The sequence below is a fragment of the Micromonospora sp. C28ISP2-4 genome (assembly GCF_030519385.1).
GTDB lineage: Bacteria > Actinomycetota > Actinomycetes > Mycobacteriales > Micromonosporaceae > Micromonospora > Micromonospora tulbaghiae.
The window spans coordinates 590,309-601,721 of sequence record NZ_JAUMKG010000003.1; the positions used below are offsets into that span (position 1 = coordinate 590,309).

11 protein-coding genes are annotated in these 11,413 nt (G+C 73.5%); 4 read left to right on the forward strand and 7 right to left on the reverse strand.

Going from position 1 to position 11,413, the window contains the following annotated elements:
- Window positions 1–66: 66 nt before the first annotated feature.
- From Q3W68_RS16050 to ppdK, 3 genes are all read right to left on the reverse strand, one after another.
- Window positions 67–1,077 (reverse strand): zinc-dependent alcohol dehydrogenase, encoded by a 1,011-nt coding sequence (locus Q3W68_RS16050; protein ID WP_302906170.1) that lies wholly within the window; start codon window positions 1,075–1,077, stop codon window positions 67–69.
- Window positions 1,078–1,244: 167 nt separating this feature from the next.
- Window positions 1,245–1,679 carry a hypothetical protein gene (locus Q3W68_RS16055; RefSeq protein ID WP_302906171.1) on the reverse strand — a complete coding sequence of 145 codons (435 nt, stop codon included), beginning with the start codon at window positions 1,677–1,679 and terminating at the stop codon, window positions 1,245–1,247.
- Between the two features lie 12 nt (window positions 1,680–1,691).
- On the reverse strand, window positions 1,692–4,352 hold the full coding sequence (gene ppdK, locus Q3W68_RS16060) for a pyruvate, phosphate dikinase (protein ID WP_302906172.1): 2,661 nt from the start codon (window positions 4,350–4,352) through the stop codon (window positions 1,692–1,694).
- 133 nt (window positions 4,353–4,485) lie between these two features.
- On the opposite strand from ppdK, the gene Q3W68_RS16065 reads away from it, so the two are divergent.
- The 3 genes from Q3W68_RS16065 (at window position 4,486) to Q3W68_RS16075 (ending at window position 7,124) form a co-directional block, all read left to right on the forward strand.
- Window positions 4,486–4,989: a GNAT family N-acetyltransferase gene (locus Q3W68_RS16065; protein WP_302906173.1), complete on the forward strand. Its 504-nt coding sequence runs from the start codon at window positions 4,486–4,488 to the stop codon at window positions 4,987–4,989.
- A gap of 9 nt (window positions 4,990–4,998) precedes the next feature.
- The gene (locus Q3W68_RS16070; RefSeq protein WP_302906174.1) at window positions 4,999–5,625 is read left to right on the forward strand and encodes a hypothetical protein; all 627 of its coding nucleotides are present in this window, start codon (window positions 4,999–5,001) and stop codon (window positions 5,623–5,625) included.
- A 143-nt stretch (window positions 5,626–5,768) separates the two neighbouring features.
- On the forward strand, window positions 5,769–7,124 hold the full coding sequence (locus Q3W68_RS16075) for a hemolysin family protein (protein ID WP_302906175.1): 1,356 nt from the start codon (window positions 5,769–5,771) through the stop codon (window positions 7,122–7,124).
- Window positions 7,125–7,180: 56 nt separating this feature from the next.
- Here Q3W68_RS16075 and Q3W68_RS16080 read toward each other — a convergent pair whose 3' ends face one another.
- The 4 genes from Q3W68_RS16080 to Q3W68_RS16095 form a co-directional block, all read right to left on the reverse strand.
- Window positions 7,181–7,498: a hypothetical protein gene (locus Q3W68_RS16080; RefSeq protein WP_018785126.1), complete on the reverse strand. Its 318-nt coding sequence runs from the start codon at window positions 7,496–7,498 to the stop codon at window positions 7,181–7,183.
- Window positions 7,485–7,865 (reverse strand): hypothetical protein, encoded by a 381-nt coding sequence (locus tag Q3W68_RS16085; protein WP_302906176.1) that lies wholly within the window; start codon window positions 7,863–7,865, stop codon window positions 7,485–7,487. Before Q3W68_RS16085 ends, Q3W68_RS16080 begins: the two co-directional genes overlap by 14 nt.
- Window positions 7,862–9,088, reverse strand: coding sequence for an NRAMP family divalent metal transporter (locus Q3W68_RS16090; protein WP_302906177.1), 1,227 nt, complete (start codon window positions 9,086–9,088; stop codon window positions 7,862–7,864). Before Q3W68_RS16090 ends, Q3W68_RS16085 begins: the two co-directional genes overlap by 4 nt.
- A 71-nt stretch (window positions 9,089–9,159) precedes the next feature.
- A complete protein-coding gene (locus tag Q3W68_RS16095; RefSeq protein ID WP_175438812.1) occupies window positions 9,160–9,543 on the reverse strand; it encodes a PaaI family thioesterase in 384 nt (127 codons plus the stop codon).
- A 108-nt stretch (window positions 9,544–9,651) separates the two neighbouring features.
- On the opposite strand from Q3W68_RS16095, the gene tyrS reads away from it, so the two are divergent.
- Window positions 9,652–10,935 (forward strand): tyrosine--tRNA ligase, encoded by a 1,284-nt coding sequence (tyrS, locus tag Q3W68_RS16100; RefSeq protein WP_302906205.1) that lies wholly within the window; start codon window positions 9,652–9,654, stop codon window positions 10,933–10,935.
- Window positions 10,936–11,413 lie beyond the last annotated feature (478 nt).

Below are 11,413 nucleotides of genomic sequence, written 5' to 3' on the forward strand. Positions count from 1 at the left end.
GTCGGTCCCTCTCCGGGCGTCGGCGGTGGCCCGGTCCCCACGGGTCGCGGGGACCGGGGGCGGGGGTCAGGGCTGGAGCACGAGCCGGGCGGCGACCCGGCCGGCGAGGACGTCGTCCACCGCGTCGTTGATCTCGTCGAGCTTGCGGGTCTCGTAGACGACCCGGGTGCGGCCGGCGGCGTGCAGCGCGAAGACCTCGGCCAGGTCGGCGCGGGTGCCGACGATCGAGCCGAGCACCGTGATGCCCTTGAGCACCGTCTCGAAGACGGGCAGGGTGACCGCGTTGTCGGCGGGCAGCGACACCAGCACCAGCCGGCCGCCGCGGCGCAGCGAGCGGTGGGCCTGCTCGATCACCCGGGGGCTCGCGGCGAGCACGATCGCCACGTCCACGCCGCCCAGCGCGGTGATCCGCTCGACCGGGTCGGTGGTGGCGGCGTCGACGGTGTGCGCCGCGCCCAGCGAGGTGGCCAGTTCCAGCTTCTCGGCGGTCACGTCCACAGCTACCGTCTCGGCGCCGAAGATCTGCGCGTACTGCTGCGCGAGGTGGCCCAGGCCGCCGATGCCGAAGATCGCCACCCGCTCGCCCGGTCGTACCCCGGCGACCTTGACGGCCTTGTACGTGGTGACGCCCGCGCAGGTCAGCGGCGCGGCCTCGAACGGGTCCACGCCGTCGGGCACGCGGACCGCGTAGCGGGCGGCGGCGACCGCGTACTCGGCGTGCGCGCCGTCGATGCCGTAGCCGGTGTTGCGCTGCGCCTCGCACAGCGTCTCCCAGCCGGTCACGCAGTACGAGCAGGTGCCGCAGGCCCAGCCGAGCCAGGGCAGCGCGACCCGGTCGCCGACGGCGTGCTCGGTGACGCCGGGGCCGACCTTCTCGACCAGGCCGACGCCCTCGTGACCGGGGACGAACGGCGGGGTGGGCTTCACCGGCCACTCGCCGCGGGCGGCGTGGATGTCGGTGTGGCAGAGTCCGCTGGCTTCGATGCGGACCAGGATCTCGCCCGGGCCGACCTCCGGCACCGGACGCTCGGTGATCTCCATCGGACGGTCGAACGCGGTGACGACACTGGCGCGCATCGGGGGCCTCCCTCGGTCTCGTTCTCCCCCTCAGCGTCGTCCGTCCGGGCGCTGCCGGGCAGGGGCGCAGGACCGCGGTGACCCGGGACCAACGGCCCCCTCCCGGGCGGGCGGGGGAACGGCGGTACGGCCGCCGGTGCCGTACCGGCGGCCGTACCCGGGGGTGGTCAGCGGTCGACGACCAGGCGCAGCAGGCGCGCCCACCACGGCCTGTGGTCCGGGCGCAGCCGCGGCGCCGGCACGCCGCGCAGGCTGACCCATCCGCCCGGCCCCATGGTGACGGTGCCGACCGACGGCGGCCGGCGCCGCGACCACACCGCCACGGCGGCGGTGAGCGCGGCCACCGCGAACGCGCCGGTGGCGGCGGCGACGAGCTGGTCGGGTTCGACCACGCGCCGGTAGCGGACCCGGCCGCCGGCCGCGACGAACACGCCCACCGGGCGGCCGTCGCGGGTCACCGGCACCAGCGCGGCGTCCCCGGGCAGCTCCAGCACCGGGCCGACCGGGCCGGCCGGGGCGGGGGCGGGCGTCGCGGCCTGCGGCGGCGCGGGCCGGGGGACCGGCGTGACAGCCGGTCCGGTCGGGTTGAGGATGGCGGTCATGGCGCTGCCCTCCTAGCGGGAGTCGGACTTCTCGGTGCGGGACTCGACAGCGGCCCGGCCGGCGGCCAGCCGCGCCACCGGCACCCGGTACGGCGAGCAGGAGACGTAGTCGAGCCCGGCCGCGGCGAAGAACCCGATCGATTCCGGGTCGCCGCCGTGCTCGCCGCAGACCCCGACGGTCAGGTCCGGCCGGGCCGCCCGTCCCTCGGCGACGGCGAGGCGGACCAGCCGGCCCACGCCGGTGGCGTCGATGCTCTCGAACGGCGACACCGGGAAGATCCCCCGTTCCAGGTACGTGGAGAAGAACGCGCCCTCCACGTCGTCCCGGGAGAACGCCCAGGTCATCTGCGTCAGGTCGTTGGTGCCGAAGGAGAAGAAGTGCGCCTCGGCGGCGATCTCCCCGGCGGTCAGCGCCGCCCGGGGAGTCTCGATCATCGTGCCGACCGGGATCTGCGGCGCGTCCGGCACCTCGGCCAGCACCCGCCGTGCCTCGTCCGCCACCGCCGCGAGTTCCCGCACGTCACCGACCAGCGGCACCATGATCTCCGGGCGCGGGTCACCGCCGGCCCGGACCCGCTGCGCGGCCGCCTCGGCCAGCGCCCGCACCTGCATCGCGAACAGGCCCGGCACCACCAGCCCGAGCCGAACGCCGCGCAGCCCCAGCATCGGGTTCGTCTCGTGCATCCGGCGCACCGCCGCCAGCAGCACACCGTCGTGGCCCGGTTCCTCGCCGCGCGCCTGCGCGCCCGCCACCCGGGCGGTCAGCTCGGCCAGCGGAGGCAGGAACTCGTGCAGCGGCGGGTCGAGCAGCCGGACGGTGACCGGCAGCCCGTCCATCGCGGTGAGCAGCCCGAGGAAGTCGGCCCGCTGCAACGGCAGCAGCTCGTCCAGCGCCGCGCCCACCTCGGCCGGGCCGTCGGCCAGGATAAGCCGCTCGACCAGTTCCCGGCGCTCGCCGAGGAACATGTGCTCGGTGCGGCACAGCCCGATCCCGGCGGCGCCGAGTTCACGGGCCCGCCGGGCGTCGTCCGGGGTGTCCGCGTTGGCGCGGACGCCGAGCGTGCGCACCGCGTCGGCGTGCCCGAGCAGCCGGTGCACGGCGGCGACCAGCGGGTCGGCCTCGGGCCGCAGCTCACCGGTCAGGTACCGGGCCACCGGCGACGGCTGCACCGGCACCTCGCCGAGCCAGATCTGCCCGCTGGTGCCGTCGATCGAGATCACCTCGCCGGCGCGCACCACCTGCTCGCCGACGGTGAACTCGCCGCGCTCGACGTCGATGCGCAGCGCCTCGGCCCCGCACACGCAGGTCCGGCCCATGCCCCGGGCCACCACAGCGGCGTGCGAGGTCTTCCCGCCGCGCGAGGTCAGCACCCCGGCCGCGGCGATCATGCCGGGCAGGTCGTCCGGGTTGGTCTCCGGCCGGACCAGGATCACCGGTCCGTCGGCCGCCGCCGCGGCGGCGGAGTCGAACACCACCCGCCCGACCGCCGCGCCGGGCGAGGCGCCGACGCCGACCGCGAGCGGCTCGGGCGCGCCGGCGGCGTCGAAGGCCGGGAACATCAGCTGGGCGAGCTGCGCCCCGGTGACCCGGGTCAGCGCCTCGTCGGCAGTGATCAGGCCCTCCTCCGCCAGCTGCGCGGCGATCACGAACGCGGCCGCCGCGGTGCGCTTGCCGACCCGCGTCTGGAGCATCCACAGCCGGCCGCGCTCGATGGTGAACTCGACGTCGCACAGGTCGCGGTAGTGCCGTTCCAGCGTCGCCATGATCTCCCGCAGCCGGTGGAAGCTCGCCGGGTCCAGCCGCGCCAGCGCGGTCAGCGGCACCGTGTTGCGGATGCCCGCCACCACGTCCTCGCCCTGCGCGTCGGTCAGGTAGTCGCCGTACACGCCGGGGGCGCCGGTGGCCGGGTCGCGGGTGAACGCCACACCGGTGCCGGAGTCGGGGCCGAGGTTGCCGAACACCATCGCCATCACGTTGACGGCGGTGCCCAGGTCGTCCGGGATGCGTTCCTGCCGCCGGTAGATCCGGGCCCGTTCCGAGTGCCAGGACTCGAACACCGCGCGCACGGCCAGGAACAGCTGCTCGTGCGGGGCCTGCGGGAAGTCGTGCCCGACGTGCCGGGCGAAGATCTTCTTGTACGTGTCGACCAGGTCGCGCAGCTGCCCGGCGTCCGGCCCGCCGGGCCCGGCGGTGGCCCGCAGCGCGGCCAGCTCGTGCTCGAACTCGTCGCCCGGAATGCCGTGCACGGTCCGGCCGAACATCTGGATCAGCCGCCGGTACGAGTCCCAGGCGAACCGCTCGTCGCCGGTGCGGACCGCCAGCCCCGCCACAGTGGTGTCGTTGAGCCCGATGTCGAGGATCGTCTCCATCATCCCCGGCATCGAGTACCGCCCGCCGGAGCGCACCGCCAGCAGCAGCGGGTCACGCGGGTCGCCCAGCCACCGGTCCAGCCGCGCCTCCACCTCCCGCAGATGCGCGTTGATCTCCTCGTACAGCCCGGCCGGCGGCGCCCCGGTGGCCAGGTACGCCCGGCACGCGTCGGTGCTGACGGTGAACCCGGGCGGCACCGGCAACCCGAGCCGGGTCATCTCGGCGAGGTTCGCGCCCTTGCCGCCGAGCAGATCGGCCCGGCTGCGATCACCCTCGATGAAGTCGTAGACGTACTTCGACATGGTCCGGCCTCCTCGGCTGAGTCGTTCCACCTCCTTGGTAGCCGGGCCGGCCGGCGGCGCGGCAGGGCCGGACGGGACACACACCGGGCCGGAGGTCCCGACCGTGTCGGTGGGGCCACGTATGGTTCCGGCCGTGACCAACGAGGTGCTGCTCCGCCCGGTGCGCGACGACGACCTGCCCGCCTTCTTCGCCCACGAGCAGGACCCGCAGGCGAACTGGATGGCCGCGTTCGGCCCGAAGGACCCGTCCGACCGGGCCGCGTTCGACGCGCACTGGGCGCGCATCCGTGCCGACGAGCGGATCGTGAACCGCGCCGTCGTCGTCGACGGCCGGCTGGTCGGGCGGGTGGCGGCGTTCCCGGTCGGCGAGCAGACCGAGGTCAGCTACTGGATCGACGCGGCGCACTGGGGGCGCGGCCACGCCACCGCCGCGCTGCGCGCGCTGCTGCGCGAGGTGCCGCACCGGCCGCTGCACGCCCGCGCCGCCAAGGACAACGCCGCCTCGCTCGCGGTGCTGCGCAAGTGCGGCTTCGTCGTGGTCGGCGAGGACTCCGGGTACGCCCCGTCGCGCGGCACCGAGGTCGAGGAGTACGTGCTGGAGCTGCCCGCCGAGGGGTCTGACCAGGCAGACCGCTAGTCTCCCCGGGTGAACTGGCTGGAACTCGTCGGCTGGGCCGGCTCCGCGCTGCTGGTCTGGTCCCTGCTGCAGACCCGGATCCTGCGGCTGCGCGCGCTCAACCTGGTCGGCTGCCTCATCCTGATCGGCTACAACACCGCCGTGCAGGTCTGGCCGATGGTCGGGCTGAACGTCGTGCTCGCCGTGATCAACGTCTGGTACCTGCGCAAGCTGCTGGCCACCCGGCACGACGAGCAGACCTACCAGGTGGTGGAGGTGGGCACCGGCGACGCGTTCCTGGCGCACACGCTGCGCGTGCACGCCGCCGACATCGCCCGGTTCAACCCCGGCTTCCACTGGGACCCGGCCGCCGAGGACCGCTCGGCCTTCCTGGTGGTACGCGCCGACGAGGTGGTCGGCGTGATGCTCTCGCACGCCGAACCGGGCGGGGTGGCCCAGATCGACCTGGACTACGTGACCCCGCCGTTCCGGGACTTCACGCCCGGGGAGTTCGTCTACCGGCGCAGCCGGCTGTTCACCGACCGGGGTTTCCGCCGGGTGGTCAGCCCGCCCGGCATGGTCGCGCCCTACTACCACCGGCTCGGGTTCCGCCCCGAGGGCGGCGCGTACGTGCTCGACCTGCCCGTACCGGCCTGAACCCGGCACCGGCGGGCGGCGCCGGGGCCGGCCATGATTCGGCGGCGGCCCCGCGGGGCAACAGAGGGCCACGCCGACCGGATCTGCCGGCCGGCGAGTCGGCCATCGGCCGACCCGGATCGGGTCGAGGGAGATAACCGGTCGTGCAGAGCTACTGGAGCCAGCTTGCCCTGGTCGGTGTGCTGGTGATCCTCAACGCGGCGTTCGCCGGCAGCGAGATGGCACTGGTGTCCCTGCGGGACAGCCAGGTGCAGCGGCTGGAGCGCAGCGGCCGGGGCGGACGCACACTCGCCCGCCTCGCGAAGGACCCGAACCGGTTCCTGGCCACCATCCAGATCGGCATCACGCTCGCCGGGTTCCTCGCCTCCGCCGCCGCCGCGGTGTCCCTGGCCAAGCCGCTCGTGCCGCTGCTGAGCGTCTTCGGCAACGCCGCCGAGACCGTTGCCATCGTCGCTGTCACGCTGGTGCTCACGTTCGTCACGCTGGTCTTCGGTGAGCTGGCCCCGAAGCGGATCGCCATGCAGTCGGCCGAGCGGTGGGCGCTGCTGGTGGCCCGCCCGCTGGACGTGCTGTCCAGCATCACCCGGCCCGCCGTCTGGCTGCTGGGCGCCACCACCGACCTGGTGGTACGCCTGTTCGGCCTGGACCCGAAGGCCGAGCCGGACGAGATCGGCCCGGACGAGCTGCGCGACATCGTGGCCGGCAACCACGGCTTCACCAAGGAACAACGCACGATCATCGCCGGTGCGGTGGAGATCGCCGACCGGCAGTTGCGGGCTGTGCTCGTACCCCGGTTGCAGGTCTTCACGCTCGACAGCGGCACCACGGCGGAGGCCGCCCGGCTCGTGCTGGCGGCGACCGGCCACTCCCGGGCGCCGGTGGTGCGCCACGGCGGCCTGGACGAGGCGGTGGGCGTCATCCACCTGCGGGACCTGGTCGGCGTCTCCGACGACCGGCCGGTCGACGAGATCGCCCGCCCGCCGATGCTGCTGCCCGATTCGCTGCCGGTGGTCGACGCGCTGCGCCAGTTCAAGGCCGAACGCCAGCACATCGCGCTCGTGGTCGACGAGCGCGGCGCGGTCGACGGGATCGTGACGCTGGAGGACATCCTGGAGGAGATCGTCGGGGAGATCTACGACGAGACCGACCGGGACCTGCGCGCCGTGCGCACCGAGGCCGACGGCACGCTGGTGCTGCCCGGCACGTTCCCGGTCCACGACCTGACCGACCTCGGCGTGGAGCTGCCGAACCGGCCCGCGGGCGACTACACCACTGTCGCCGGGCTGGTGCTGATCTGCCTCGGGCACATCCCGACGGTGGCGGGGGAGCAGGTCACCGTGGACGGCTGGGAGCTGTCGGTGGCCGACGTCGACCAGCGGGCGATCACCGAGGTGCACGTCCGCCGCCGCGGCCGCAACGACGACTCCCCGGACGACGACACCACCGACGACGCGGCCGAACCGGCCGACGCCCCCGAGCTGGACGACGCGCGCCGCTGACCGGCGCCCGGCGCCCGGCGCTCGGCTCACCGGCGCCCGGCTCAGCGGGGCTCGGCTCACCGGCGCCCGGCCGGCGGGCCGAACGGGAAACCGGGCACCGGCGGGAGCAGCTGCACCGCGTCGGCGGGCAGCTGACGGGTGCTCCGCCCGACCAGCCGGGCGATCACCCGCAGCAGCCAGGGCCCGGAGGGGTGCAGCTCGGGGCCGATCAGCCGGCTGATCACCCGGGTCCACCAGTGCCCGGCGACGATCACGTCGGTGATCCGCAACCGGTCCGGCGGCCATCCGCCGCGCACCACCACGTCCACCACCCGGCCCAGCCGCCGCCCGTGCAGGTCGTACGCGGTGCGGCCGAGCAGCTCACCCGCTCGCACGGCCGGACCCCGGGATCCGCTCGATCAGGTGCCGGCGCAGCCACGCCTCCACCGGCGACGGCGGCAGGTCCGCCGCCGGGCAGCGCAGCCGCACCGCGCTGTCCACGCGGGCGACCTCAGACAGCGGTACGCGCAACGGCGGCACCGGCGGGTCGTCGGTGAACCGGTCCGCGACCGCCACCAGCAGCCGCCCGGCCCGGCCGCCGATCCGCGCCCCGAGCGCGCCCTGCCCGGTGAGCAGGCAGTCCACGTACGGGTAGCCCTCGTCGTCGACGGCGAACGCGATGTCGTCGACGCGCCCGACCAGCCGCCCGTCCACGTCGACGATCTGCCGGTCGAGCAGCCGCTTGGCGAGCTGGATCCTCATCGCCCCATCCCCGTCATGATCGCCAGTGGGACCGCCGCCACCGAGGCCGCGACGATGAGCAGCAGGAACACCGCGCCGAGCAGGTTCGTCCACCGCCCGTTGACCCGGTCGCCGAGATACCCGCGGTCGTTGGCGACCACCAGGATCGGCAGGTACGTCAGCGGCAGCACCACCGCGCTCAGCACCAGCATGTACTCGGTCAGCCGCACCGGGTCGACGGTCGTCATCAGCATCACCACACCGAGCAGCAGCCCGACGAGCAGCACGCTGTGGAACCGGGCCGCCTCCCGGGGCCGGACCCGTTTGCCCCACTGCCACCCGAAGTACTGCGCCGCCGCGTACGCCGCCGACAGCCCGGTCTCCAGCGCCGCGCCGAACGTCACCGCGAAGAACGCCAGCACCGCGGCGGCCAGGCCGGCGCCACCGAGCGCGGTCGCCACCGGCTGCGCCACCTCGTCCAGCGTGCTCAACGACGCCCCGGACGGGTGATGGGCCACCGTCGCGACGGCGATCAGCGACAACGCCAGGAAGCCGCCCACCGGAAAGCCGATCAGCACGTTCGAGCGGGCACGCGCCAGGTCCGCCTCGCTCCACCGCTCCTCGACGCCGCCGGAGGAGAAGAAGAACACCTCGTACGGGCTCACGGTCGAGGCGAACAGCGCCACCGCCACGAACCAGTACAGCGGCCAGCCGTGCCCGGCCGCGCCGATCTGCCACACGCCCTGCCCGAGTTCCCGCCAGTCGGTGGGCAGCGCCACCAGCGCGACCGCGAACACCAGCAGCGCCAGCCCGGCCAGGCCGAAGATCCGCTCCATCAGCTCGAACCGCAGCCGCCACAGCACCAGCCAGACCGCCAGCGCGGCGAACGGAACCCAGAACAGGTGGCTCACCCGGGTCGCCAGCTGCAACGCCAGCGCGACGCCGCCCAGCTCCGCGGCGAGCGTGACCACTGTGACCAGCCACGACGCGACCAGGTTGAGCAGCGCCACACGCGGCCCGAGCCGCTCCCGGACCAGGTCGAACACCGCCCGTCCGCTCACCGCCGCGATCCGGCCGGCCATTTCCGCGTACGCGCAGATGCCGACCACCCCGGCCAGCAGCACCCAGGTGTGAGCCATGCCGAACAGCGCGCCGGCCTGACTGGCCGCCACCAGGTCACCGATGTCGACGAACCCGCCGACGGCCGACAGCACGCCGAGCGTGGCGGCGAACAACTTCCTCACGTCGGGTCGGGAGCGGACGATCTCACCGAGGCGACGATATCGGCGTCAGCGCCCGGTTTCGGGCGAATACGTCAGGCGGCGGTGAGGTTCTGCAGCCGCACCTGACCCCGGGCCACCAGCCGGCCGTCCGCGTCGGTGATCTCCACGAGCCAGAGCTGCTGGCTGCGGCCCCGGTGCACGGGCGTGCCGACGGCTGTCAGCTCGCCGTCACGCACCGCGCGCAGGAAGTCGGTCTGGTTCGACACCCCGACGACGTTGCCCTTGTCGCCCAGCCAGAGCGCGCCGCCGATGCTGGCAGCCGTCTCCACCACCGAGCAGTAGACGCCGCCGTGCTGGATTCCGTACGGCTGGTGCAGCTCCGGGCGCACCTTCCAGCGGATCACCACCCGGTCACCGCTGACCTCGTCGAACGTCAGGCCCAGCAGGGCCACGAAGCCACCGGTCAGGTTCGGCATGTCCACCGCGGTTCCTCCTCGCGTTCGACGGGCGCCGCCAGCCTAGTCGCCGCCACGTCGGCAAACCCGGTACGGGCCGGGCCCGGCAATGGGGGAGAATCGGTGACCGTGACCGACAGCAACCTCCCGCAGGGGCGGGACTCCCTGACCGAAGACATGCTGTGGCGGGGCCTGATCCAGGACTCGACCGGCCTCGACGAGCTGCGCCCGCTGCTCGACGCCGGGCCGGCCACGTTCTATGTGGGCTTCGACCCGACCGCCCCGAGCCTGCACGTCGGCCACCTCATGCAGGTCCTCACCGCGCGGCGGCTCCAGCTCGCCGGGCACCGTCCGCTGCTGCTCGTCGGTGGCGCCACCGGGCAGATCGGCGACCCGAAGGAGAGCGCCGAGCGCACGCTCAACTCACCCGAGGTCGTCGCCGGCTGGGTTGAGCGCATCCGCGAGCAGCTCTCGCCGTTCGTCACGTACTCCGGGGAGAACGCGGCGCAACTGGTGAACAACCTGGACTGGACCGGCGAGATGTCGGTGGTCGAGTTCCTCCGTGACGTCGGCAAGCACTTCCCGGTGAACAAGATGCTCGCCCGCGAGGTGGTCAAGGCGCGGCTGGAGACGGGTATCAGCTTCACCGAGTTCAGCTACCAGCTCCTGCAGGCCAACGACTTCTTCGAGCTGCACCGCCGGCACGGCTGCCAGCTCCAGTACGGCGGCTCCGACCAGTGGGGCAACATCACCGCCGGGGTCGACTACGTCCGCCGCCGCGGGGCCGGGCCGGTCCAGGCGTTCGTCACGCCGCTCGTCACGAAGGCCGACGGCACCAAGTTCGGCAAGACCGAGGGTGGCTCGATCTGGCTCGACCCGCAGATGACCAGCCCGTACGCGTTCTACCAGTTCTGGGTCAACGCCGACGACCGGGACGTCAGCCGCTACCTGCGCTACTTCAGCTTCCGATCGCGCGAGGAGCTGGAGGAGCTGGAGAAGGCCACTGCGGAACGCCCGCAGGCGCGCCTGGCCCAGCGGGCACTGGCCGAGGAGCTGACCACGCTCGTGCACGGCGAGCGGGAGATGGCCCAGGCGGTGGCCGCGAGTCAGGCGTTGTTCGGGCGCGGCTCGCTCGACGAGCTGGCTCCGGAGACGCTGCGCGCCGCGCTGACCGAGGCCGGCCTGGTGCACCTCGACGAACTACCGGACGTGGCCGGCCTGCTCAAGGAGTCGGGCCTCGTGCCGAGCATGAAGGAGGCGCGGCGGGTGATCGCGGAGGGCGGCGCGTACGTCAACAACACCCGGATCTCCGAGGTGGACGCCACCGTCTCGGCGGACGACCTGCTGCACGGCCGCTACCTCGTGCTGCGCCGGGGGAAGCGCTCGTTCGCCGGCGTCGAGCTGCGCGGATAGTCGCCTGTCGACTGTGTGACGCGGGACGCGCCCAGCGGATTTGACGATCACTCCGCTGGGCGCGTAACTTTTTCTCTGCCAGCGCGGAACGGACGAAACAGGGCGAAAATCCTGAAGGCCGGGCGCGGGAATGACCACCAGGTCCGGATGGTTGACTCCATCGGGACGTGGACCGGGCGGTGCCCCGAGTCTGCCGGGAGGCGGATTTGGTGAGGCGGAACCGACCGGGTATGGTTGCCAGCCGGTAGGGAAACGGGCGAGCACGCGGGTGACCGCGACGGCCGGCCGTCCTGCCGAAATCCTCGGAACGACCGGCGGAAGCCGATTGAATCGGGGTGCCCGGTAAAAGGGTGATGCACGACAAACCGGAAAACACCGGTTTGACACGGCAGAAACCACCGGGTAACGTAGTAAAAGTGCCCGGCGCGAGAGCGGCGGGTGAGCGGACGAAATGCCCCGGTCGGGGTTCCACGGTTGT

Coding starts and splice junctions, on each gene's coding strand:
- Q3W68_RS16095 (WP_175438812.1), bottom strand. CDS start 9,543: ATGCCGAACCTGACCGGTGGCTTCGTGGCCCTGCTGGGCCTGACGTTC.
- Q3W68_RS16085 (WP_302906176.1), bottom strand. CDS start 7,865: ATGAGGATCCAGCTCGCCAAGCGGCTGCTCGACCGGCAGATCGTCGAC.
- Q3W68_RS16050 (WP_302906170.1), bottom strand. CDS start 1,077: ATGCGCGCCAGTGTCGTCACCGCGTTCGACCGTCCGATGGAGATCACC.
- Q3W68_RS16055 (WP_302906171.1), bottom strand. CDS start 1,679: ATGACCGCCATCCTCAACCCGACCGGACCGGCTGTCACGCCGGTCCCC.
- ppdK (WP_302906172.1), bottom strand. CDS start 4,352: ATGTCGAAGTACGTCTACGACTTCATCGAGGGTGATCGCAGCCGGGCC.